The sequence below is a fragment of the Sphingomonas sp. genome (assembly GCF_035714405.1).
GTDB lineage: Bacteria > Pseudomonadota > Alphaproteobacteria > Sphingomonadales > Sphingomonadaceae > Sphingomonas.
Map to the genome: position 1 here is coordinate 1 of NZ_DASTMA010000006.1, position 23,351 is coordinate 23,351.

21 protein-coding genes and 1 pseudogene are annotated in these 23,351 nt (G+C 69.5%); 14 read left to right on the forward strand and 8 right to left on the reverse strand.

What is annotated here, in order from left to right:
• From VFQ64_RS01125 to VFQ64_RS01135, 3 genes are all read left to right on the forward strand, one after another.
• On the forward strand, nucleotides 1-726 hold a 726-nt coding region (locus tag VFQ64_RS01125), incomplete at its 5' end, for a methyl-accepting chemotaxis protein (RefSeq protein WP_325101461.1).
• Nucleotides 727-797: 71 nt separating this feature from the next.
• A complete protein-coding gene (locus VFQ64_RS01130; protein WP_325101462.1) occupies nucleotides 798-1,493 on the forward strand; it encodes an SDR family oxidoreductase in 696 nt (231 codons plus the stop codon).
• Nucleotides 1,483-2,439 carry a 50S ribosomal protein L11 methyltransferase gene (locus VFQ64_RS01135; RefSeq protein ID WP_325101463.1) on the forward strand — a complete coding sequence of 319 codons (957 nt, stop codon included), beginning with the start codon at nucleotides 1,483-1,485 and terminating at the stop codon, nucleotides 2,437-2,439. Before VFQ64_RS01130 ends, VFQ64_RS01135 begins: the two co-directional genes overlap by 11 nt.
• A gap of 69 nt (nucleotides 2,440-2,508) precedes the next feature.
• On the opposite strand, the gene phhA is transcribed toward VFQ64_RS01135, so the two are convergent.
• The gene (gene phhA, locus VFQ64_RS01140) at nucleotides 2,509-3,387 is read right to left on the reverse strand and encodes a phenylalanine 4-monooxygenase (protein WP_325101464.1); all 879 of its coding nucleotides are present in this window, start codon (nucleotides 3,385-3,387) and stop codon (nucleotides 2,509-2,511) included.
• A 25-nt stretch (nucleotides 3,388-3,412) separates the two neighbouring features.
• On the opposite strand from phhA, the gene VFQ64_RS01145 reads away from it, so the two are divergent.
• Complete coding sequence (locus VFQ64_RS01145; protein WP_325101465.1) at nucleotides 3,413-4,081, forward strand: TIGR02117 family protein; 669 nt, start codon at nucleotides 3,413-3,415, stop codon at nucleotides 4,079-4,081.
• 146 nt (nucleotides 4,082-4,227) lie between these two features.
• Here the strand turns inward: VFQ64_RS01145 and VFQ64_RS01150 are convergent, their stop codons facing one another.
• Nucleotides 4,228-4,506 (reverse strand): hypothetical protein, encoded by a 279-nt coding sequence (locus tag VFQ64_RS01150; protein WP_325101466.1) that lies wholly within the window; start codon nucleotides 4,504-4,506, stop codon nucleotides 4,228-4,230.
• Complete coding sequence (locus tag VFQ64_RS01155; RefSeq protein ID WP_325101467.1) at nucleotides 4,506-5,549, reverse strand: glycerophosphodiester phosphodiesterase; 1,044 nt, start codon at nucleotides 5,547-5,549, stop codon at nucleotides 4,506-4,508. The genes VFQ64_RS01150 and VFQ64_RS01155 overlap by 1 nt, the downstream gene beginning before the upstream one ends.
• 19 nt (nucleotides 5,550-5,568) lie before the next feature.
• Between VFQ64_RS01155 and VFQ64_RS01160 the strand changes: the two genes are divergently transcribed.
• The 5 genes from VFQ64_RS01160 to VFQ64_RS01180 all read left to right on the forward strand — a co-directional run bounded on the left by VFQ64_RS01160 (nucleotide 5,569) and on the right by VFQ64_RS01180 (nucleotide 11,034).
• Nucleotides 5,569-6,057: a 2Fe-2S iron-sulfur cluster-binding protein gene (locus VFQ64_RS01160; protein ID WP_325101468.1), complete on the forward strand. Its 489-nt coding sequence runs from the start codon at nucleotides 5,569-5,571 to the stop codon at nucleotides 6,055-6,057.
• Nucleotides 6,054-7,019 carry a xanthine dehydrogenase family protein subunit M gene (locus tag VFQ64_RS01165; protein ID WP_325101469.1) on the forward strand — a complete coding sequence of 322 codons (966 nt, stop codon included), beginning with the start codon at nucleotides 6,054-6,056 and terminating at the stop codon, nucleotides 7,017-7,019. The genes VFQ64_RS01160 and VFQ64_RS01165 overlap by 4 nt, the downstream gene beginning before the upstream one ends.
• A 165-nt stretch (nucleotides 7,020-7,184) precedes the next feature.
• Complete coding sequence (locus tag VFQ64_RS01170) at nucleotides 7,185-9,389, forward strand: xanthine dehydrogenase family protein molybdopterin-binding subunit (RefSeq protein WP_325101470.1); 2,205 nt, start codon at nucleotides 7,185-7,187, stop codon at nucleotides 9,387-9,389.
• 111 nt (nucleotides 9,390-9,500) lie between these two features.
• A complete protein-coding gene (locus VFQ64_RS01175; protein WP_325101662.1) occupies nucleotides 9,501-10,424 on the forward strand; it encodes an XdhC family protein in 924 nt (307 codons plus the stop codon).
• Complete coding sequence (locus tag VFQ64_RS01180; RefSeq protein ID WP_325101471.1) at nucleotides 10,411-11,034, forward strand: nucleotidyltransferase family protein; 624 nt, start codon at nucleotides 10,411-10,413, stop codon at nucleotides 11,032-11,034. Before VFQ64_RS01175 ends, VFQ64_RS01180 begins: the two co-directional genes overlap by 14 nt.
• Nucleotides 11,035-11,139: 105 nt before the next feature.
• On the opposite strand, the gene VFQ64_RS01185 is transcribed toward VFQ64_RS01180, so the two are convergent.
• From VFQ64_RS01185 to VFQ64_RS01200, 4 genes and pseudogenes are all read right to left on the reverse strand, one after another.
• Complete coding sequence (locus VFQ64_RS01185; RefSeq protein WP_325101472.1) at nucleotides 11,140-12,345, reverse strand: ABC transporter permease; 1,206 nt, start codon at nucleotides 12,343-12,345, stop codon at nucleotides 11,140-11,142.
• A gap of 159 nt (nucleotides 12,346-12,504) precedes the next feature.
• Nucleotides 12,505-13,188: pseudogene (locus VFQ64_RS01190) on the reverse strand (ABC transporter ATP-binding protein); the annotation flags it as partial.
• Nucleotides 13,189-13,216: 28 nt separating this feature from the next.
• The gene (locus VFQ64_RS01195) at nucleotides 13,217-14,602 is read right to left on the reverse strand and encodes an efflux RND transporter periplasmic adaptor subunit (protein ID WP_325101473.1); all 1,386 of its coding nucleotides are present in this window, start codon (nucleotides 14,600-14,602) and stop codon (nucleotides 13,217-13,219) included.
• Nucleotides 14,602-16,077 carry an efflux transporter outer membrane subunit gene (locus VFQ64_RS01200; protein ID WP_325101474.1) on the reverse strand — a complete coding sequence of 492 codons (1,476 nt, stop codon included), beginning with the start codon at nucleotides 16,075-16,077 and terminating at the stop codon, nucleotides 14,602-14,604. The genes VFQ64_RS01195 and VFQ64_RS01200 overlap by 1 nt, the downstream gene beginning before the upstream one ends.
• Before the next feature lie 113 nt (nucleotides 16,078-16,190).
• Here VFQ64_RS01200 and dinB point away from each other — a divergent pair, with 113 nt between their 5' ends.
• From dinB to VFQ64_RS01215, 3 genes are read left to right on the forward strand one after another with little or no spacing between them, the layout of a single operon-like run.
• Nucleotides 16,191-17,300: a DNA polymerase IV gene (gene dinB, locus VFQ64_RS01205; RefSeq protein ID WP_325101475.1), complete on the forward strand. Its 1,110-nt coding sequence runs from the start codon at nucleotides 16,191-16,193 to the stop codon at nucleotides 17,298-17,300.
• A gap of 32 nt (nucleotides 17,301-17,332) precedes the next feature.
• The gene (locus tag VFQ64_RS01210) at nucleotides 17,333-17,950 is read left to right on the forward strand and encodes an OB-fold-containig protein (protein ID WP_325101476.1); all 618 of its coding nucleotides are present in this window, start codon (nucleotides 17,333-17,335) and stop codon (nucleotides 17,948-17,950) included.
• Nucleotides 17,951-17,983: 33 nt separating this feature from the next.
• The gene (locus VFQ64_RS01215) at nucleotides 17,984-19,738 is read left to right on the forward strand and encodes a flotillin family protein (RefSeq protein ID WP_325101477.1); all 1,755 of its coding nucleotides are present in this window, start codon (nucleotides 17,984-17,986) and stop codon (nucleotides 19,736-19,738) included.
• A gap of 4 nt (nucleotides 19,739-19,742) precedes the next feature.
• Here the strand turns inward: VFQ64_RS01215 and VFQ64_RS01220 are convergent, their stop codons facing one another.
• The gene (locus VFQ64_RS01220; protein WP_325101478.1) at nucleotides 19,743-21,542 is read right to left on the reverse strand and encodes an NAD(P)/FAD-dependent oxidoreductase; all 1,800 of its coding nucleotides are present in this window, start codon (nucleotides 21,540-21,542) and stop codon (nucleotides 19,743-19,745) included.
• Nucleotides 21,543-21,710: 168 nt separating this feature from the next.
• Between VFQ64_RS01220 and VFQ64_RS01225 the strand changes: the two genes are divergently transcribed.
• On the forward strand, nucleotides 21,711-23,012 hold the full coding sequence (locus VFQ64_RS01225; protein ID WP_325101479.1) for an Hsp70 family protein: 1,302 nt from the start codon (nucleotides 21,711-21,713) through the stop codon (nucleotides 23,010-23,012).
• 69 nt (nucleotides 23,013-23,081) lie between these two features.
• Complete coding sequence (locus tag VFQ64_RS01230; protein ID WP_325101480.1) at nucleotides 23,082-23,351, forward strand: DUF1488 family protein; 270 nt, start codon at nucleotides 23,082-23,084, stop codon at nucleotides 23,349-23,351.

Here is a 23,351-nt window from a genome sequence, read left to right on the forward strand (position 1 = left end):
TCGGCACGCGGCGTCCTGGGCAAGGCTTCGGAGGTTGCGGCGGCGGCGGAGCAGTCGGCGGTGGCGATGCGCGAGGCGGCGCAGACCGCGGCGGGGCTGATCCGGGCGATCGAGGATGCGCGCACCGAGGTGGAGGCGGCAGCCGAGATCGCGACGCGTGCCAGCGCGCAGGCGGGCCTCGCGGTGGGGATGAGCGAGACGCTGTCCGATCATGCCAAGTCGATCGAGAGCATCCTGGGCCTGATCCGCGACATCGCGGGCCAGACCAACCTCCTGGCGCTGAACGCGACGATCGAGGCGGCGCGGGCGGGCGACGCGGGCCGCGGCTTCGCGGTGGTGGCGCAGGAGGTGAAGTCGCTCGCCAGCCAGACCGCGCGCGCGACCGACGACATCGCCGCCAAGATCGCGGCGATCCAGTCGGCGACCCGCTCCACGGTCGACACCAACGCGTCCATCAAGGCAACCGTCGCCGAGGTGCAGGAATCGGCCGAGCGCATCCGCTATGCGATGGAGGCGCAGGCACAGACCGTCACCGCCATTACCGCCGCCGTCGACGAGACCGCGCTGGCCGCCGATTCCATGTCCGGCACCGTCGCTGCAATCCGCGAGGATACCGAGGCGGTGGCGTGCGAAATCGATCAGCTGGGGCATGGACTGGGCGATGTCGATGACGAGCTGGGTTCGCTGAAGACCGCAGCCGACGGGTTCCTGGCCAAGGTGGGGTGATCCCCGGAACAGCATCACCGGTGGCGAAGGCCGGGGTGGATGCTGCCCGTGCCGCGGACTAACAGGGTGTCATGACCACCATCCTTCTCACCGGCTCGACCCGCGGCATCGGCGCGGCGTGCTTCGATGTCCTTACCGGCGCCGGTGCCACCGTTCTCGGCCACGGCACGCGCTCAGGCATCGCGGCGGACCTCGCCGATCCCGCGGCGCCGCAGCGGCTATGGGCCGAAGCGCTGGAACAGGCGGGCGGGCGGATCGACGTGCTGGTCAATAACGCGGGCGTGTTCGAGGACAACCCGCTCGACCGCGACCATGAGGCCTGGGTTGCGGGGTGGGAGCGGACGATGCGGATCAATCTCACCGCGTCCGCCGAGCTGAGCCGGCTGGCGGTGCTGCACTGGCACGACAACGGAGGGGGCCGGCTGGTCAACGTCGCGAGCCGCGCCGCGTACCGTGGCGACTCGCCAGCGCATTGGCATTATGCCGCGTCCAAGGCGGGAATGGTGGCGATGACCAAGACGATCGCGCGGGCCTACGCGCGCGAGGGGGTGCTGGCGTTCGCAGTGTGCCCCGGTTTCACGATGACCGGGATGGCCGACGATTATCTGGCGAGCCGGGGCGGCGACAAGCTGCTCGCCGACATCCCGCTGGGGCGCGTCGCCGACCCGGCGGAGGTGGCCGGCGTGGTGCGCTTCCTGGCGCTCGATGCACCCGCTTCGATGACCGGCGCGGTGCTGGACGTGAACGGCGCGAGCTATGTCCGCTGAAGGAGGGCCGGCCTCCGCCGGCGGGAGCTGGCGTGTCACCCTGCCCTGCACGCGCGCGGAGGCGGAGGCGATCGACGCGGGCGAGATCGACGACATCGTGCTGATGACCACCGAAGAGGTGGAGGACGACCGCGAACGCTGGCGGCTCGACGCCTATATCGAAGCGGAGCCGGACGCCGACCTGATCGCGCGGCTGCGCGCCCTGGCGCCGAGTGCAACGGGAGTCGAGCCGCTGGTGCGCGCACTGGCCGACGAGGATTGGGTGACACTGAGCCAGGCGGGGCTGGAGCCGATCCGCGAAGGACGCTTCGTGGTGCATACCGCCGCGCACCCCGCCGATGCGGTCCCGGGTGGTCGCACGTTCCTGATCGACGCCGGACGCGCGTTCGGGACGGGGCACCATGCGACGACGGCCGGGTGCCTCGCGATGCTCGACCGCATGGCGGACCGGCCGGTCGCGCACGCGATCGATATCGGCACCGGCACCGGCCTGCTCGCCTTTGCCGCGCGCGAGCTGTGGCCGGACGCGGCGGTGATGGCGACGGACGTCGACGTGGCGGCGGTAGAGGTGGCGCACACGAACGCGGCGGTGAACGGCGTCGAGCGGATCGACTGGGTGGTTGCGGACGGCGCGCTGCACGACACGATCACCACGCGCGCGCCGTTCGACCTCGTCATTGCGAACGTGCTCGCCGGGCCGCTGGTGTCGATGGCGCCCGAATTGGCCGCGATCGCGGCGCCGGGGGCGGTGCTGATCCTGGCGGGGCTGCTGGACACGCAAGCCGAGCAGGTGATCGCCGCCTATGCGGCGTGCGGGTGCTCGCCGGTGGAGACGGACCAGCGCGGCGACTGGACGGTGTTGAAGCTGGCGGCAGGCGCAACGCGATATGTGCCTGACAGGCCGTTCGATCCGAAAGGTCGCGACGGGTGGGCGCTGGACCTTTGAATTTCGTCATCCCGAGCTTGACCCGAGATCCCCCTCGTCAGGCGGCGAACAAGGCAGCGTCGGCCCGGCTCAAGGCCGGGTTGACGATTTCCCGCTCGCATACTCCTGCGTACCCTGTGTGATGACGCGGTCGTCGGGCAGGAGTTCGGCGACCGACACGTCGGGTTGCGCCTTGAGCTGCTCATAGAGCGGCGCGAAATCGGTCTCGACGGTGAGGCGGAGCAGCTCGTCGAAGCTCGGGACGACGAAGTAATTCTGCTGGAAGTCATCGATCCGGTATTCGGTGCGCATCACCCGCGGCAGGTCGAAGGCGATGCGATGCGGTGACGGATCGTCGAGCGCGAACTTGCTTTCGGCGAAGCTGGAGACGATGCCGGAGCCATAGATGCGCAGGCCATCCGGATCGGCGATCAGCCCGAACTCGACCGTGTACCAATAGAGGCGTCCCAAATATTTGAGCGCGTCGTGCTGCATCGCGCGCTGGCCGCCCTTGCCGTACGCCTCCAGATAGTCGGCGAACACCGGATCGGCGAGCATCGGCACATGGCCGAAGACGTCGTGGAAGACGTCGGGCTCCTGCAGATAGTCGAGCTGATCGGGACGGCGGATGAAATTGCCCGCGACGAAGCGGCGGTTGGCCATGTGGTCAAAGAACACATCGTCGGGAACAAGGCCCGGCACCGCGATGACCTGCCAGCCGGTGAGCTTCATCAGCCGTTCGGACAGTTCCTCGAAGTTGGGGATGCCGGACTCGGACAGCCTCAGCGCCTCGAGCCCGCGAAGATAGGCGTCCGACGCGCGGCCGGGCAAGAGCCTGGTCTGGCGCGCGAACAGCGTGTCCCAGGTTGAGTGCTCCTCCGCCGTGTAGTTCTCCCACCCCTGCGGGATCGTCCAGTCGGCGGCGGCGCCAGCGGGCGGCGAAGCGAGCATGTGCGTTTCCTCGGTCATGCTCTTCCCCTAGCATCGTCCATCGATGCGCTTAAACGTCCGCCTCGCCGCCCTGGTTGCCCGCCGCGCCTTGCTGGCGCTGGTCGGGCTGGTGCTGGCCTATGGCGGGGCCGGGATGATCGGCGGGGCGGTGCCGGTCAATCGCGACTGGCAGGCGCCCGCCCAGGGCGTGACGATCTGGGTGGAGTCGAACGGCGTCCATACCGGCATCGTTGTGCCCAAGGTAGCGGCGGGGGTGGACTGGCGATGGCTTGCAAGGCCCGAGCATCTGGCCGATCCGCGCTACGCTCGGCACGATCACCTCTCGTTCGGCTGGGGCGAGCGCGCCTTTTACCTCGAGACGCCGACCTGGGCCGACGTGAAGCTCGCGACCGTGCTGGCGGCTGCGCTCGGCAGCGCACAGACGCTGGTCCATGTCGACCATGTGCCGCGCCCGAGCAGCACCGGTGACGTGCGTGCGATCGTCGTCACGCCCGAGCAGTATCGCCGCCTGGCCGGATACATCGCAGCGACCGTGGCGCCGGGCGCGCGGTCGTACCGCGGCTATTACGGCTACGATGCCTTCTACGATGGCACGGGCCGCTACAGCGCGGTGCGGACGTGCAACGCCTGGACCGGTGCCGCGCTGGCGCATGCGGGAGTGCGGGTGGGCTGGTGGACACCGTTCCCTGCGACGGTGATGTGGTGGTTCTGAGTTAAGGCGTCGCCCGGTTTGTCTCCTCCCCGGGGAAGGCCGGGCCCAGTCGCCACGGAATGGATTGGAGAGGACAGCCCTCACCAACTCAGCAGCCGAGCCTGGATCCCGGCCTTCGCCGGGGAAGATGGCCTGAGTCGAGCGGCTTACCGCACCTCGGACGCCACAAAGCCCTCGTAGCGGTCGCAGCCTTCGCGCTCCGGATGGCCGTCGCAGCGTCTGGCCCAGGCGCGGCGCTCCTTGCCCTCGCGTTCCTCGGCCTGGCGCATCTTCTTGCCATAGTTGCGGTCGGCCTCGGACTGGCTGGTCGTGGTCCAGTCGACCGCCTTGCCGGCGACCTGGAACGGCGCTTTGACGATCGCGGCGGCGGTGCTGACGCAGCCGGTGGCGGCGAGGGGCAAGAGGAGAAGGGCGAGTGTACGCATCACGGGGCTCCATCGCGGACTTGGACGCCATCTACAGGAAAATCCGTGAAAAAGCCGTCGATTTTCTGGTCCAGCGCGGCGCGGATTTCGGCGCGGACGCCGGCGCGCCCCGCCCTGCCCTTATAGGGCGCCGGCAGGAAGGGCTCCTCGGCGCGGTAGGTCCAGGGGTGGACCTTGAGCCCCGCCCGATGCGCGTCCGCCGCCAGCGCGCTGGGCGTGTTGCCGGTCCACAGCATCGCCTTGTCGGGGCCGATGCCATGGGCATAGCGGGCCACCGCCTTCAGCCCGTCGGGCGTGGTCATGGCGGCGTAGCTGGGTTGCGCACCGTCGGCGGGGGCGCCGCTGCCTGCCAGCAGCTGGATCAGGCGGATGTGCGTTATCGTCCCGAGGCGGCGGAGGTTGTCGACCTCGAAGGACTGGATGAAGACCGGGGCGGCGGCGCTGTCCCAACCCGCGGCATGGAGCTCGGCGACGAGGCGCGCGTCGGTGGGGTGGCCGATGCCGGCGAAATAGGTCGGGTGCTTGGTTTCGGGGTAGATGCCGATGGTGCGGCCGGTCTCGGCGGAGCGGCGCTTGGCGAGCGCGATGATCTCGGCGAGCGTCGGGATTTCGTAGTGGCCGTCATGGGCGATGTTGCCGGGGCGAAGCCGCGGCAGGCGCTCGCGGGCGCGCAAGGTCTTCAGCTCGGCGAGGGTAAAGTCCTCGGTGAACCAGCCGGTAACCTGCTCGCCGTCGATGGTCCTGGTCGCGCGACGGGCGGCGAACTCCGGATGCGCGGCGACGTCGGTGGTGCCGCCGATCTCGTTCTCGTGGCGGGCGACCAGCACGTCGTCCTTGGTCGGCACCAGATCGGGTTCGATGAAGTCCGCGCCCTGGTCGATCGCGAGGTCATAGGCAGCGAGCGTATGCTCTGGCCGCTCCCCGCTGGCGCCGCGATGGGCGATGACGATCGGGCGTTCCGGGGGGTTTTCCACGATGGGCAGCGATGCCCCGCCATTGACCACCAAGGCAAGCGCGGCGACAAGTGGCAAGGCGAAACGCATTACGCCTGAGGATAGCGGCATGGAGTGGACGATCAACGGGCAACGGCATGCGGCCGAGCCCGATATCCGCACGACCCTGCTCGACCTGCTGCGCGAGCATCTGGGCCTGACCGGGACCAAGAAGGGCTGCGACCACGGCCAGTGCGGGGCGTGCACCGTGCTGATCGAGGGGCGACGGGTGAACAGCTGCCTATGCCTGGCGGTGATGCATACCGACGACGCGATTGTCACGATCGAGGGGCTGGGCACGACGGCGGCGCTGCATCCCTTGCAGCGCGCGTTCGTGGCGCATGACGGGTATCAGTGCGGCTATTGCACGCCGGGGCAGATCTGTTCGGCCGTGGGGATGCTCGACGAGGCGGCGAAGGGGTGGCCAAGCCATGCGAGCGCGGACCTGAGCGCGCCGACGCTGGATCGCGCGGAGATCGCCGAGCGGATGAGCGGCAATCTGTGCCGGTGCGCGGCTTATCCCAACATCGTCGACGCGATCAGCGAAGTGGCGGCATGAAGAGCTTTGCCTATGTGCGCGCCCAAACGGTCGCGGACGCAGTAAAGGTCGACGGACGGTTCATCGCCGGTGGGACTAACCTGATCGACCTGATGAAGGCGGGCGTCGAGGCGCCGGAGACGTTGGTCGACATCAGCCGGCTCCATCTGGCCCAAGTCGAGGAACTGCCGGACGGAGGGCTGCGGATCGGGGCGCTGGTGCCGAACAGCGATCTGGCCGCGCACCCGCTGGTCATCGCGCGCTATCCGGTGCTGAGCCGCGCGCTGCTGGCCGGCGCGAGCGGGCAGCTGCGCAACAAAGCGACCGCAGCGGGCAACCTGCTGCAGCGGACGCGGTGCTATTACTTCTACGACACCGCCACGCCCTGCAACAAGCGCGAGCCGGGCAGCGGCTGCGCGGCGATGGGTGGGTACAACCGCATCCATGCGGTACTCGGCGGCTCCGAACACTGTATCGCCACGCATCCCAGCGACATGGCAGTGGCGATGCTGGCGTTGGATGCGACCGTGGTGACGCTCGGGCGAGGCGGCGAGCGGCGGCTGCCCTTAGCGCAGTTGCACCGGCTGCCGGGCGAGACGCCGCAGGTCGAGACGATGCTGGAGCCGGGCGAGCTGATCGTGGCGACCGAGTTGCCCGCCCCTGCCGGCTCACGTCAGACTTACCGCAAGGTTCGCGACCGCGCGTCCTATGCATTCGCGCTGGTCTCGGTCGCGGGCGTGGTGAAGGTCGAGGGCGGCCGCATCACCCATGCGGCACTGGCGTTCGGCGGGCTCGGCACGGTGCCGTGGCGTGATCCGGCGGCGGAGGCCGTGCTGGTGGGCCAAGCACCGTCCGACGCGCTGTTCGCACAGGCGGCGGACGTACTGCTTGGCCAGGCGGGAGGGCATGGTGACAACGACTTCAAGATTCCGCTCGCCAGGCGCGTGCTGATCGCGACCTTGCGCGAGCTGACGGATGCGTGAGTTTGCACTCCTCTCCCGGCGGGGGAGGTGGCGCGCGCTGGCGCGTGACGGAGGGGTAGCTCTCCTCGGACCGCACGCTCGCGGTGGCCTACCCCTCCACCACCGCGCAAGGGCGCGGCGGTCCCCCCTCCCCCCCGCTGGGGGAGAAGTTCAGAAGGAACACCGATGGCCGAGCTGATGATGGACGCACCGTATCGCCCGGCGGCGCTCGATCGCTCCGGACAAGGGGTGTTGGGCAAGCCGCTCGACCGCGTGGACGGGCCGCCAAAGGTAACCGGAGCGGCGACCTACGCATCCGAAGAGGCACCGGCGGGCACGGCATACCTATCCGTCGTCGGCACGCCGGTCGGCAGCGGGCGAGTGACCGGGATCGACACAGCCGCCGCGGAGGCGCTGCCGGGTGTGCTGGCGGTGGTCCACGGCGATACGCGGATGCCGGCGGGCGGGTCCAACTCTCAGAGACTGTCGGCACAGGGTGGCGATCGCATCTACCATCTCGGACAGCCGGTCGCGGCGGTCGTGGCGGAGACGGCGGAGGTCGCGCGCGAGGCGGCGCGGCTGGTGCGGGTGCTGGTCGAGGCGACACCGGGGCGGTTCGACGCGGATGCCGAGACGCCGCAATCCGATCACGGAGTCGGCTTTCTGCCGACCATCGCCAAGGGCGATCTCGACGCCGCGCTAGCGGCCAGCATGGTGACGATCGACCGGACCTATCGCACCCCCATCCACTTTCCCGCAGCACTCGAGCCGCACGCCTCCACCGTCTGGTGGGAGGGCAATCGACTCACGGTGAGGTCCAGCAACCAGGTGATCGGCGCGGCCAAGGCCACGATCGCCAAGGCGTTGGGCATCGACGCGTCCCGGGTGCGCGTACTGGCGCCGTTCGTCGGCGGCGGCTTCGGCGGCAAGACCGGCGTGGGACCAGAAGTGATCTTGGCGGCGATCGCCGCGGAGAAGATCGGGCGGCCCGTCAAAGTGTCGCTGCCGCGCGCGCAGTCGGCCTATCTGGTGCACCACCGCTCGGCGACCGTGCAGCGCCTGCGCCTAGGCGCGGACGCACAAGGCCGGATCGAAGCGATCGCGCATGAGAGCGTCGCGGCGCAGAACGACGATGGCGGCTTTCTGGAGCCGGTGCCGTTCGGGACGTTGCCGCTGTATCGCGGCGCGGTGCGGCATTTCCGGACCGATCTGGTGCGGCTCGATCTTCCCGCGACGGGCGCGGTACGCGCGCCGGGCGAAGCGGTGGGCAGTTTCGCGGTCGAGGGCGCGATGGACGAGCTGGCAGAGCGGCTGGGGATCGACCCGGTCGAACTCCGGCGGCGCAACGAGCCCGACGTCGATCCGCTGTCGGGCAAGCCCTTCTCCACCCGGCGGATGGTCGAGTGTTACGACGAGGCGGCGCGGCGGTTCGGTTGGCCCGACACGGTGCCGGCACCCGCGTCCGTCCGCGAGGGCGACTGGCTGATCGGCATCGGCATGGCGGCGTCGCTGCGCGGCAACTTCACGGTCAAGGCGGAGGCGCGCGTGCGGCTGGAGCCGGACGGGCGCGCGACGGTCGGATGCGACATGACCGACATCGGCACCGGCACCTATACGATCCTGGCGCAGGTCGCGGGCGAGATGCTCGGCTTGCCGGTCGACCGCGTCGAGGTGCGGCTGGGCGACACCGACCTGCCGCCCTCGGCAGGCTCTGGCGGATCGTTTGGCGCGGGCAGCGCGGGATCGGCGGTGGTGCTCGCGTGCGAGGATATCCTGGTCGAGCTCGGCCGCCGGATGAACGCCGCGCCCGACGAGCTGGAGATGAAGGACGGGTGTGTTCGCGCAGGGGGACGCGAGGCGACGCTGGCGGAGCTGACACGCGGCGAGCCGATCGTCGCGCATGGCAAGACCGGACCGGGTGCGGAAAGCAAGCGCACCAGCCAGGCGAGCCACGGCGCGCAGTTCGCGGAAGTCGCGGTCAACGCGGTCACCGGCGAGGTGCGCGTGCGCCGCATGGTCGGCGTGTTCGACATCGGCCGCGTGCTCAACGAGAAGACCGCGCGCAGTCAGATCGTCGGCGGCATGGTGTGGGGGATCGCCTATGCGCTCACCGAGCACGCGGTGGTCGACCCCCGCGACGGCCGCTTCGTCACGCCGGATTTCGGCGAGTACCATGTCGCGACCTCGGCGGACGTGCCGGCGATCGAAGTGCGCTTCATCGAGGAGGTGGACGACCACGCCAACCCGGTCGGCGCCAAGGGCGTCGGCGAGTTGGGCATCTCCGGCGCGGGCGCGGCGGTGGTCAATGCGGTGTACAATGCCTGCGGGGTCCGGGTGTACGACCTGCCGATCACGCCGGACAAGCTGCTGGCGGGGTTGCCGGAGCTTTAGGCGTTCCGTCACCCTGAACTTGTTTCAGGGTACATGCGCGATCATCTGCGTCGGGCGCAGGCTGTTTTTGCGCATGGATGCTGAAACGAGTTCAGCATGACCGGGGGGAACATGGCCGAAAACGATTCTGTCCTCGCCGCAGCCCTCGCCTGGAAGGGGGCGCCGCTGGCGCTCGCCACGGTGGTTTCCACCTGGGGCTCGGCGCCGCGGCCGCGGGGGTCGCACATGCTCGTGCATGGCGACGGGCGGTTCGAGGGATCGGTGTCAGGCGGGTGCGTCGAGAACGACATCCTTCACACCGCCGCCGACGTGATCGAAGGCGCGCCGTCGGTGGTGAAGCGTTACGGCGTGGCGGACGCGGACGCGTGGGAAGTGGGGCTGCCCTGCGGCGGCGAGATCGCCGTGATGGTGCAGCCGGTCTCCGCCGTGGGCTTCGACCCCGAACTGTTCGACCGGATCGCCGCGGCGCGAGCGGAGGGGCAGTCGCTGACGGTGCATACCGACCTGGCGAACGGCCACAGCAGCCAGCGGCCGCTCGAGACCGGCGAGATTTTCGTCAACCGCTACGACCCACCGCGCCGGCTGCTGATCGTCGGCGCGGTACAGATCGCGCAGGCGCTGAGCGCGCTGGCGGCGACGCTGGCGGTGGAGACGGTGGTGATCGACCCCCGCGCGCGCTTCCTCACGCCTGAGCGCTTCCCCGGCGTGGCGCTTGACGATCGCTGGCCCGACGAGGCGATCGCGGCGTACCGGCCGGGGCCGGCGAGCGCAGTCGTGACCCTGAGCCACGATATCAAGATTGACGATCCCGCGCTGATCGCGGCGCTGGCCAGCCCAGCCGCTTATGTCGGCGCGCTCGGCAGTCGCAAGAGCCATGCGGCGCGACGCGAACGCTTGGCGGCGGCGGGTGTCGGCCCGGGCGATCTCGACCGCATCGACGCGCCGGTCGGGCTCGATATCGGCGCGATCGGGCCGTCGGAGATCGCGCTTTCGATTGCGGCCGCAATGGTAGGAGCCTGGCATGATCGCGCTTGAAAAGACGATCCTGGTGCTGCTCGCCGCCGGCCAGTCGCAGCGGTTCGGGGACGAGGACAAGCTGGACGAGCTGTTCCTGGGCAAGCCGCTCGGGCTCCACGTCGCGGTCGCGCTGGAGGACATGCCGTTCCAGGAGCGGGTCGCGGTGGTCGACAGCTGCCGGCTGAATTACGCGGATCATGGCTATCGCGTGATCCGTAACGCGCACGCGGCACAGGGTATGGCCTCGTCGCTGCGCGTTGGGGTGACCTGCGCTAAGGAGCGCGGCGCTTATGCGGTGCTGGTCGCGCTCGCCGACATGCCGCGGGTGACGGCGGCGCACATTTACCGGCTGTTCGACGCCAGCACCGATTTGGCCTCCGTGGTCGCCTCCTCGGACGGCTATGATCCCAAGCCCCCGGCGCTGTTCGGCCGCGAGCGGTTCGATTTCCTGCTATCGCTGGAAGGCGCGATGGGCGCGCGCGACCTCGTCCGCGCCGGCCGCCACGTCGTCACCGCGCCGGCCGAGCTGATCGACGTCGACACGCCCGCTGACCTCGAGCGGCTGCGCGCGCTGGTGCACTCCAAGGAGGCGATCACGCGGGCGACGGCGCGGCGGACCGGGGAATAATCCTACACCCGCCGCGGCACGGCCGCGTTGTCCAACGGCCGCTACGCGCCCGCCGGCCGGGCTTGCGCGAGTCAGCGGGACGTAGCCGGACTGCCGCGCTACGTCCTATTCATGCCGTAGCGCATCGATGGGATTGAGCCCCGCCGCGCGGCGCGCCGGGAAATAGCCGAACACCACTCCGATCACAGCCGAGATCGCAAAGGCGACGACGTTGATGAAGGGGTCAAAGACGAACGGCACCTGCATCAGCGGCGTCAGCACCAGGATGACGAGCTGTGCGACGACCAGTCCGATCAGGCCGCCCAGGCACGACAGCGCCACCGCCTCCACCAGGAACTGCAACAGCACCTCGCGCGCGACCGCGCCGATCGCCAGGCGGATGCCGATCTCGCGTGTGCGCTCGGTCACCGACACCAGCATGATGTTCATGATGCCGATGCCGCCGACCACCAGGCTAATCGCGGCGACCGCGGCGACGATGCGGGTGAGCAGCATCGTCGTCGAGCTCAGCGTGTCCCTGATCTGCGCGGTGTCGAAGATGTTGAAATCGTCGTCCCGGCCCGGCTGGATGCGACGGCGCTCGCGCAGGACGCCGGAGATGGCAGCCTGGATTGCGGTTGAGGAATAACTGGGGTCGATGCCGACCAGCATCAGGCGGATGTCGCGGTTGCCGGTGAAACGGCGCTGCACCGCCTTGATCGGCATGACGACGACATCGTCCTGGTCGCCGAACCCGCCCTGCCCGCGCGTCGACAGTGTGCCGATGACGTCGCAGCTGATCGCGCCGATCCGCATCCGCTTGCCCACGGCTTCCCCGCCCCTGAACAGGTTCTGGCGGACGGTATTGCCGATCAGGCACACCGCCTTGCCCGCCGCCTCCTCCGCCGGCAGCCAATAGCGGCCGGCGGTGAGCGGCCAGGGCTGCACGGTCAGGAAGGCGCTGGTCGTGCCGTTGATCTGGGTGGACCAGTTCGAGCCTTCATAGATCGCGGTGGCGGCCGAGCTCGCCTGCGGTGCGACGGCGGTGACGCCCGCGACCTGGCGCGCGACCTGGTCCACATCCTCCATCTCGAAGGGCGGCGGCTGCGGCCCGCCGCCACCGCGCCCGAAGCCCTGGCCGGGACGGACCTGGAGCACGTTGGAGCCGAGCGCGGAGATGTTCTGCTGGACGGCCGCCGTCGTCGCCTTGCCCAGCGTTACCATCGTCACCACCGCGCCGACACCGATGATGATGCCGAGTATGGTGAGGAACGAGCGGAGCTTGTGTCGCGCGATCGAGCGCAGCGCGAGGAAGAGCGTGGTGCCGAGCATCTACTCCACGCCCGCTTGCGGGAGAACGCCCGACTTCTCCACTCCCGCTTGCGGGAGGGGTTGGGGAAGGGATTGTCCGTGGAGGGAGGGGGACATCCCCTCCCCTAGCCCCTCCCGCAAGCGGGAGGGGGACTGCTCCACCCTCGTACCCTGCCGGTGGCCCGTCTCCACCCGCTCCACCAGCCCGTCCTTGAAGTGGATCACGGTCCTGGCGAACGCGGCCATGTCGGGTTCGTGAGTGACCATCAGCACGGTGATGTTGCTGGTCCGGTTGAGGTCGGTGAGCAGCTCCATGATCTCCACCGAGCGCTCGGAGTCGAGGTTGCCGGTCGGCTCGTCGGCGAGCAGCACGTCGGGGTTGGTGACGATCGCGCGGGCGATGGCGACGCGCTGCTGCTGGCCGCCGGAGAGCTCGGCGGGCGTGTTCTTGTGCCACGGTGCGAGGCCGACCTTGTCGAGAGCCGCCATCGCGGTCTCGCGCCGCGCCCGCTTCTCGTCGCCGCGATAGAGCAACGGCAGCTCGACATTCTCGAGCGCGCTGGTGCGGCTGAGCAGATTGAAGCCCTGAAAGACGAAGCCGAGGTAGCGTCGCCGCAGCAGCGCGCGCTGATTGCGATCGAGCGTCTGCACCGGGTGGCCCTTGAACAGGAAGGTGCCGGCACTGGGCACGTCGAGGCAGCCGAGGATGTTCATCGTCGTCGACTTGCCCGAACCCGATGGGCCCATCACCGCGACGAAATCGCCCGCCTGGATGTCGAGATCGACGCCCTTCAGCGCCTGGAAGGTGGTCGGGCCCGAGCCATAGACCTTGGTGACGTCGCGCAGCTGGATGAGGGATTCCACCTACCCTCTCCCTGCAGGGGAGAGGGGCTTAAGCACCGCCACCCCCCTGCCGCCGCTGGCCGCTTGCACCGCCCGCGCCGCCACTCCGCCGTCCGCCGCCGCTCGCAGACTCGCCGCCGGCGAGCGCGCCGGTGATGACCTGCTGCCCCGGCCGCAGGCCGCCACCCAGCACCTCGGTCATGCTGCCGTCGCTGTCGCCGGTCTGGATCTGCACCGGCTGCGGCTTGCCGTCCGCGCCCTTGACGTAGACCGTCTGCGTCGCGCCGCGGCCGGCCGTCGCGGTGCGCTCCGGCCGGTTGCGGTTGGGGCGGAAGGTGAGCGAGCCGGCGATGCCGCCGCCCTGCCCGGCGCCCGCCGCCGCGGGCCTGAAGCGCAGCGCGGCGTTGGGGACGAGCAGGACGTTCTTCTTGTCGCTGGTGACGATGTCGGCGGTGGCGGTCATACCCGGGCGGAGCTGGCGGGTCGGGTTGGCAACGGTCAGGTCGGCGGCGTAGCTGACCACCTGCCCGGTCGCGGACGGCGTCGCGGTGCTCGCCGACGCGGCGCTGACGGTCAGGTTGGAGCCGAGATCGACGCGGGCAATCAACGCCGGGAAGGTCTTGCCCGGAAAGGCGTCGACGGTGAAGCTCGCCTTTTGGCCGGGCTGCACGGCGCCGACATCGGCCTCGTCGATCGCGACCTCCAGCTTCATCGCGGTGAGATCCTCGGCGATCACGAACAGCGTCGGCGTGTTGAACGACGCGGCGACGGTCTGGCCGGGATCGACCTGGCGCGCGAGCACCACGCCGGTGACGGGGCTGCGGACGATGGCGCGGGCGCGCTGCGTTTGGGTCTGCGCCAAGGCCGCGCGCGCGGCGACGACCTGTGCCTGCGCGGCGCGGAGGCCCGCATTGGCGCGGTTGGCCTCGGCGCGACCCGTGTCGAGTTCGGTGCGCGACGGGACACGGCCGCCGGAGAGGCGAAACACCTCCTCCAGCCTGCCGAGCTGTGCGCGCGCCTGCGCCACCGTCGCCTGGGCCTGGGCGACCTGCGCCTGGTTGGCGGCGATCTGCGCCTCGCCGGCGCGGATCTGGTCCTCAATCTGTTGCGGATCGATCAGCGCCAGCGGCTGACCGGCGGTGACGCGGTCGTTGACGTCAACGACGACGCGCGTGACAAGCCCCGACAGCTGCGAGCCGACCGTCACCTGGTTGGTCGGCGCCAGCTTGCCGGTCGCCGAGACGGTGACGGTCAGGTCGCCGCGCGCGACGGCAGCGGTCGAATATTGCTGCTCCGCTTCGCCGGCGAAGAGCAGGCGGTTGGCGAGCAGCAGGAGCAGCACGATGCCGATCGCGACCAGGCCCCATTTGACATAACGGCGCCAAAGCGAGGCGGGCTTCTGGCCGAGGAAGTCGTCGAGGTTCTGGTCGGCCATCAGCGCGCGCCTGTGTTTGCGGGGTTCGGGGTTGCGGAAGTGGGTCGCCCGTCGGGCAGTGTCGCCTCGTCCCAGCCGCCGCCGAGCGCCGCATAGAGCGACACCAGCGCGGTCGCCTGATCGGCGCGCGCCTGGGTCAGTCCGTTCTGGGCGGAGAGCAGCGCCAATTCCTGCTGGTTGAGCGTAGTGAAGTCGGTGAGGCCACTGCGGTAGAGCGTGCGGCTGAGGATCGCGGAGTTGCGCGCCGCCTCCAGCGCGATGCCGAACTGGCGCTGTCGCTCCTGGGCGGCGCGCAGCGCGGCCAGCGCGTTCTCGACATCCTCCAGCGCGGCCAGGACGGTGCTCTTATAGGCGGCCAAAGCGGTGTCGGCGGCGGCCTCGGCGCCGCGCACCTGACTGCGCAACCGGCCGCCGTTGAAGATCGCCTTGGTCAGACCGGCGAACAGGCTGCCGGTGATCGTGTCCACCAATCCGGTCAGCGAGACGGCGTTGCTGTCGATGCTGCCGCTGATCGCCAGCGCCGGGTAAAGCTGCGCCCTCGCTACCCCAATCCGCGCGGTGGCGGCCGCGAGCGTGCGCTCGGCGGCGCGGACGTCGGGACGCTGGCGCAGCACGTCGGCCGGAATGCCGGCGCCGACGGCGGGCGCGCCGGGGATCGGGCGCGCCGCCGCGAGTTCGGGCCGGAGGGTGCCGGGTGCCTGTCCGGTCAGCACCCCCAGCCGCGCGACGGCTGCGTCGAACTGCTGCTGCAGCTGCGGGATGGTGGCCGCGGTCTGCGCGCGCTGGCTACGCGCCTGTTCGACATCGAGCGAGGAGACGAGGCCGGCGCGGACCCGGAAGCCCGCGATCTCCAGATTGTCGTCCTGCAGCGCCAGACTGGAGCGCGCATTGGCGATCTGCGCCTGCAGGCCGCGCGCGAGGACATAGTTGCGCGCGACCTCGCCGGTGACGGAGACGAGCACGGCGGCATAGTCGAAGCGCGCGGCGTCCTGCTCCGCCCGGCTCGCCTCCACCGTGCGGCGCACCTCCCCGAACAGCCCGACCTGATATTGCGCGTCGAGGCCCAGGCTGAAGCTGTCGCGCCCGCCGCCGCCGACGGTCGAGACGGTGCCGTCCGGGAGGATGATGGTGCTACCGCCGCCGACGATCGGCTGCGAGCGGCTGTAGCCCCCCGAGCCGCTGACGTTGGGCAGCAGCTGCGACCGGCTCTGCAGCAGCGCCTCGCGTGCCTGCCGCAGGCGACCGACGGCTTGGGCAAGGTCGAGATTGGCGGCACGCGCCTGCTCGACCAGGCGCGCCAGGTCGGGATCGCCGAAGCGTTGCCACCAGCGGGTCAGATCCTCCGGCGTCCGACCGGCGGGAAGGGAATAGGCGTCCGGCACCCCCAGTTCCGCCGCGACTCGCGGGCGATAGACTGGCCCGACGGTGCAGCCGGCGATCGCGATCAGGCTCAAGGAGGCGGCTAGACGGCGCATGGCAGGTGATTGGCCCGCAAACGCCAGTTCAGTCCAGCGACTTTGTGTCGCAGATTGTCGCGATCGGCACTTCCCTGTTCGTGCTCCGTTCCGGATGGCCTATAGCACCGCGCATGGACCCCGGGGCGCCCAGGAAGATCATCCATGTCGACATGGACGCGTTCTATGCGTCGGTGGAGCAGCGCGACGATCCGACGTTGCGCGGTCGCCCGGTCGCGGTCGGCTCACCGGCCGCTCGCGGGGTGGTGGCGGCGGCGAGCTATGAGGCGCGCGCTGCCGGCGTCCGCTCGGCGCTGCCGTCGGTTACGGCGCTACGACGTTGCCCCGAGCTGGTGTTCGTCCGCCCGCGCTTCGATGTCTACAAGGCGGTGTCGCGGCAGATCCATGCGATCTTCGCCGACTATACCGATCTCATCCAGCCGCTGTCGCTCGACGAAGCCTATCTGGATGTGACCGCCGACCGGCGCGCGCTGGCGACCGCTTGGGCGACCGCCAAGGAGATCCGCGCGCGCATCCTGACCGAGACCGGGCTCACCGCGTCCGCAGGCATCTCGTACAACAAATTCCTGGCCAAGCTCGCCTCCGATCAACGCAAGCCCAACGGCCAGTTCGCGGTAACCCCGGCGATGGGGCCGGACTGGGTCCAGGCGCTGCCGGTGTCGCGCTTCCATGGCGTCGGGCCGGTCACCGCCGCGAAGATGAAGCGACTGGGGATCGAGACCGGGGCCGACCTGCGCGCCAAGCCGCTCGCCTTTCTGGAAGCGCATTTCGGCAGCGCCGCCGGCTGGTATCACGCGATCGCGCGCGGGCACGACGAACGGCCGGTCAACCCCAACTGCGCGCGCAAGTCATCGGGATCGGAGACGACCTTCGACCGCGACCTCACCGATGCCAATGAGATCGAGGCGGGCGTGCTGCGCATGGCGGAGGACGTGTGGACCTGGTGCGAGCGGGCCCAGGCGTTCGGCCGCACCGTCACCGTGAAGGTCAAATACGGCGACTTCCGCCAGATCACCCGCAGCCGCAGCCGCCCTGCCGCCGTGACCACACGCGACGAGCTGTACGCAGCGAGCCTGGAGCTGATCCGCGCGGTGCTTCCGGCGGCGGCGGGTATCCGGCTGGTCGGGGTCACCGTCTCCAATTTCGGCGACGCTAAACCGAAGGGCCCGACACTGCCGCTGCTCGAGCCACCCTCGTCGCGCCCGCCTGCCAGCTCGGCCTGACATCGGCGCCGTCGCATGATAGGCAATGGCGGATGTTCGCGCAGTTCCTGACCCCCGCCTATCTGCCCTTCGCGATCGCCTTTGCCGTGATGATCGGTATCGGCCTGATCGAGTCGATCGGGCTCGGCCTCGGGCACCTCGATCTCGACGCGGACATGGGCGCCGACGGGCATGGCGGCGTGCTCGACTGGCTGGGCCTGGGTCGCGAACTGCCGATCCTGATCTGGCTCACCTCGCTGCTAGGCTGCTTCACGGTGGCGGGCACTGCGATCCAGCAGATCGCGGAGAGCCTCCAGGGGGCGCCGCTACCCTGGCCCGGCGCCGTCGGGGGAGCACTGCTGGCGGGTGGGGCACTCAACACGCTCGCCGCGAATGCGCTGGCGCGCATCCTGCCGCGTTTCGAAACCAGCGTCATCTCGACCGACGACCTGCTGCGCCAGCGCGGCACGGTGCTGGAAGGCGCCGCCCGCCGGGGGGCGCCCGCACGCGTCAAGGTCGTCGACCGCCACGGTCAGGCGCATGTCGTCCTCGTCGAACCTCATGACGACGCCGACATCATCGCAGCGGGCGAGACGGTGCTGATCGTACGGCGCGACGGTGCGCGCTTCTTCGTGGTGCCGGAAAGGCATACGCTTCTGCAATCGATCTGATACACGAGGGCATCGCTGACCGGGGAGGGTTATGTGCCTGCATCGTTGCTGAACATTCTGATCTATGCGGGCATCGTCCTGATCGCGCTGGTCGTGATCGGCGTCATCCTGACGCGGCTGTATCGCCGCGCGACCAAGGACGTGGCGCTGATCCGCACCGGCTTCGGCGGCGAGAAGGTAGTGCTGAACGGCGGCATCATGGTCATCCCGGTGCTGCACGAGCTGATGCAGGTGCGGCTGACGACGGTGAAGCTGGAGGTGAGCCGCCTCAACAAGGACGCGCTGATCACGCTCGACAAGCTGCGCGTCGACGTCGTCGGCCTGTTTCATATCAAGGTGAAGCCCGACGCCGAATCGATCGCCGCCGCCGCGCAGACGCTGGGCGACTCGGTCAACAGTCCCGACGCGGTGAAGTCGCTGCTCGACGGCAAGCTCGTCTCCGCGTTGCGCTCGGTGGCGGCGACGATGACGATGGAACACCTTCACGCCAACCGCGCCGACTTCATCCAGAAGGTCCAGGAGGCGTTGATGACCGATCTGGACATGAACGGCTTCCAGCTAGAATCGGTCAGCATCACCCATTTCGACCAGACCGCGTTCGAGCATTTCAACGAGAACAACGCGTTCGATGCCGAGGGGCTGACGGTGCTCACCCGCACGATTGAGGAGCGCAAGAAGATCAGGAACGACATCGTCGCGACCAACCGCGTCGCGATCGAGCAGCGCAACCTTCAGGCCAACAACGAGTCGCTGGAAATCGCGCAGGCGGCCGAGCAGGCGCGGCTGACGCAGGAGCAGACGCTGTCCGCCCGTCGCGCCGAACAGGCGACCGCCATCGCCACGGCCGAGGCCGAGCAGACCCGCCTCGCCGAGATCGCGCGCATCACCGCGACACAGGCGCAAACCGTCGCCCAGACCGAGGCCGACAAGGTCATCAAGACGGCGACGATCGCGCGCGACGGCGCGATCCAGACCGCCACCATCGAACGCGATCGCACGATCGAGATCGCCCGGATCACCACGGCGGTGCAGACCGCGCAGAAATCTGAGGAGGAGTCGACCGCGACCGCCGCCGCCAACGACGCCCGAGCAATGGCGGTCCGCGCGGAGGAGAGCGTGCTGACCGCCAAGGCGACCGAAATCGCCAACCGCAACAAGAACGTGGCGGTGATCGCCGCCACCCAGCGCGCGCAGGAGGAAGCGATCGGCATCACCGTCGCGGCATCGGCGGAAAAGGAAGCCGCCGAGGCCCGAGCCAGCGCGCTGCGCACCGAGGCCACCGCCGAGGCCGACGCGGAGAAGGCGCGCGCCGAAGGTCGCGAGGCGGCGTTCAAGGTCGATGCAGCCGGTCAGGCTTCGCTGAACGAAGCGACCAACATCCTCAACGAGGCGCAGACCGCGCTGCTGGTCCGCAAGGCGATGCTGGAGGCGCTGCCCGCGATCATCGCCGCGGCCGGCAAGCCGATGGAAAATATCGACCGGATCAGCATCCTCGACGCGCGCGGGCTCCATGGCGAGGGCGCGGGCGACGGCGGCGCCGCGGGTCAGGGCAATCTGGCGGATGCGGCGGTCGCAGCGGCGATGCGGTACCGCGTCGGTGGCCCATTGATCGACGGGCTCATGGCCGAGCTCGGCATGACGGGCGGGTCGCTCAACGGGATGCTGGCGGGTAGCAGCGACGGGAGTCTCACTCTGCCGGACTCGGCGCAGAGCGCAGGTGGCAAAGGCCTACCCGCCCATGATCGGACCGTGAACGGCACCGGCGCCGAGGCGGGCGCGCCGAACTGAACCGTCAGCGCATCTCCAGCCCCGCGAACATGCCCGAACGCCGCCACGCATCGAGATAGGTGAAATATGCGCTCGGTCCGGCCGGATAGCCGACGGCGAGGCGCATTGCTGGGGTCGCCTCGCCGCCCTCGTTGTTGTAATAGCCCGGCGTGCAATCGGGCGCGCCGCGTAGCGTCGGTGGTGCTTTCAGCAGCAGCTCGACCCATTCGCGCTCCGCTTCGGCCGTGACCTCCACCTCCGCGGCGCCGCGATCGAGCGCGTGTCGCACGATCGCGGCGACCGTCTCACCCGCCTCGGTCAGGTTGTGCGGGACGTTGGAGATCAGGTTCGCCCCTTGCGCGGGCTGGACGAAGAACAGGTTGGGAAAGCCGTGGACGTGGGTGCCGTGTAGCGACCGCATGCCCTCCGCCCAGGCTTGGGACAGCGTCATCCCGTCGCGACCGACCACGTCGAAGCCGGCACGCTCGACGAAGCCGCTGCCCACCTCGAACCCTGACGCGAAGATGATGCAGTCGACCTCATATTCGCGTGTCCCGACGACGAAACCCCGCTCGGTAATCCGCTCCACGCCCTTGCCGTCGGTATCGACGAGCTCGACCGAGGGGAGGTTGAACGCCTGTAGATAGGTGTCGTGAAAGCAGGGCCGCTTGCAGAGCTGGCGATACCAGGCCTTGAGCTTCGCGGCGGTGATCTCGTCCTCGACCAGCGTGTCGACGCGGGCGCGGATCTCGTCCATCTTCTCGAAATCGCTGGCCTCGAGCGCGTCGAGCAGCGCGGCCTGTGTTAGCTGCTCGCGCGGCAAGCCGACCAGCTTGGCCCTTATCCGCCGCGCAATGTCGGTCCAGCCGTCCTGCACCAGGTCCTCGCGCGCCGTGCCGCCGGCCTGATTGTCGGTGAAGTTGCGCAGCCAGCGCTTCTGCCAGCCGGGCGTCGCGATCGACGCGAACCAGGACGGGTCGAGCGGCGCGTTGTTGCGGGCGTCGACCGACGATGGCGTACGCTGCACGACATGGAGCTTGGCCGCGGCGCGGGCAAGGTGGGGCACCGCCTGTACCGCCGTCGCGCCGGTGCCGATGATCGCCACACGCTTATCGGCGAGCCGGTCCATCGCCGCGCCCTCCGCGTCGCCACCGGTATAGTCGTAATCCCACCGGCTGGTGTGGAAGGATCGGCCTTTGAAATCGGCGATGCCCGGGATGCCCGGAAGCTTGGCGACATGGAGCGGGCCGGTGCCGAGCCCGACGAAGCTCGCGGTGAAGCGGTCGCCGCGATCCGTGGTGATATCCCATCGTTTGGCCGCGTCGTCCCAGGCCAGCCCGCGTACCTCTGTCTGGAACAGTGCCTTGTCGTAGAGGCCGTATTGCCGCGCGATGCGCCGGCATTGTTCCAGAATTTCGGGCGCATGCGCGTATTTCTCGGTCGGCATGTGCCCGGTTTCCTCGAGCAGCGGCATGTAGACCATCGACGCGGTGTCGCACTGCGCACCAGGATAGCGGTTCCAATACCAGGTGCCGCCGACATCCCCGCCCTTGTCGATCAGTCGGACGTCGGTGATCCCCGCCTCGACCAGCCGCGCGCCGGTCACCAGTCCCGCAAAGCCGGCGCCGATGAACGCAAAGGCGACGTGGTCGCGAACCGGCTGGCGCGCGATCGGCGCGGTGTAGGGGTCACGCTCCGCGGCGCCCAGCACCGCGTCGAGCCGCACATATTGGGCGTTGCCGTCGGCGCGCAGCCGCTTGGCGCGCTCCGCCGCGTAGCGCGCGAGCAGCGCCTCGCGGCCGCGCACGTCTTCCCGAACGGCCATGGCCTCTCCCATCCTGTGCGGCGGGGGCATGGTCCGAGCTGCCCACCTGCTGCGATCGCGGCTTCATCGGCGAGCCGAATGCCCGTGGCAATCCGCAAGATCGGCTTGCCCCCTGCGGGCGACCGTGCAAAGCGCGCCGCCCCGCGACCGTGCCGACAAGGAGGGTGCATGAGCAGCGATGCCGCACCGGCTGCGCTCGGACTGGATTTCGGCACCACCAACACCGTTGTGGCGCTGGCCGACGGCAGCGGCGGCTCCGAGCTCGTGCCATTCGCAGGCGAGGAGGCGACGGGCGCGGTGTTCCGGTCGGCGCTGTGCTTCTGGGAGGAGGAGCGCGGCTGGAACGGCATCGCGCATGAGGCTGGGCCGTGGGCGATCACAGAGTACCTTCAGGCCCCGCTCGACAGCCGTTTCATCCAGTCGTTCAAGAGTGTGGCGGCGAGTTCGTCCTTCGAACGCGCGCTGATCTTCAACCAGCCGTTCCGGTTCGAGGACATGGGCCGGCTGTTCCTGCAGAAGCTCGTCGCCCATGCCGGCGGCCGGCTCGACCGGCGGCCGAAGCGGATCATCGTCGGGCGGCCGGTCGAATATGCCGGCGCCAGGCCCGACGCGGCGCTTGCACGGCGACGCTATGACCTGATGCTGCAGAACTTCGGGGTCGAGCTCCACTATGTCTATGAACCGCTCGGCGCGGCGCACAGCTATGCGGCTCGACTGACCGAGCCTGCAACCGTGCTGGTCGCGGATTTCGGCGGCGGCACGACGGACTTCTCGGTGGTGCGTGTCGCTGCGCCGGGCGCGGCGCGGCGCTGCGTCCCGCTCGCCTTTTCCGGCATCGGCATCGCGGGCGACGCCTTTGACCGGCGGATCGTCGACCGGGTGGTGCTGCCGCTTCTCGGCAAGGGCGGGCAGTACCGCTCCTTCGGCAAGCTGCTGGACATCCCTGGCGGCTGGTTCGCGGAGTTCGCCGACTGGTCGCGGCTGGCGCTGATGCGCAACCGCCGAACCCTGGAGGAACTGCGCCGCCTGCAGCTGAGCGCGGTCGACCCGGCGCCGATCGGCCGCATGATCGCGCTGATCGAGCATGAACAGGGCTTCCCGCTCTACGACGCGGTCGGCCGCCTGAAACGCGCGCTGTCGCAGGTCGATCAGGCGGCGTTCCGCTTCGAGGGGGGCGGCGTGAGCATCGAAGCCGAGGTGCGCCGGTCGGAGTTCGAGGGGTGGATCGCCGAGGACCTGCGCCGGATCGAGGCGGCGATGGACGCGGCGCTCGCACGCGCTGGGGTCACGCCAGAGGCGATCGATCAGGTCTTCCTCACCGGCGGCTCGTCGCTGATCCCGGCCTTCCGCGCGCTGTTCGACCGCCGCTTCGACTCAAGGTCCATCGCCACCGGTGGCGAGCTGACCTCGATCGCGCACGGGCTGGCCCTGATCGGCGGCGGCGCCGATCCCGCGGCCTGGGCTGCCTGAGCGACGGCAAAACGGAACACCTGGCCTCGTCCGGCGCTTGGCAGGCGACATCGCATTGGAGCAACGATCATGACCGACCGCCTCGACATCGACAATTCGAGCCTGTTCGACAATGTCGAGGAGCAGCAGATCGAATTCTCCGGCGAGGTCGACGGCGACGAATATCAGTTCGCCGTCCAGTATGACGTGCTGGAGGCGCTGAGCGGCGACGCGCCGGAGGACGATGCCCTGGACCTCTTCAACCAGTTCGTCGATCCGATCTCCGACGCGGCACTGGCGGCACTGGCGCGCGACACCGATCAGACGATCGTGATCGTCAGCGAGAACGACCTCGGCTGA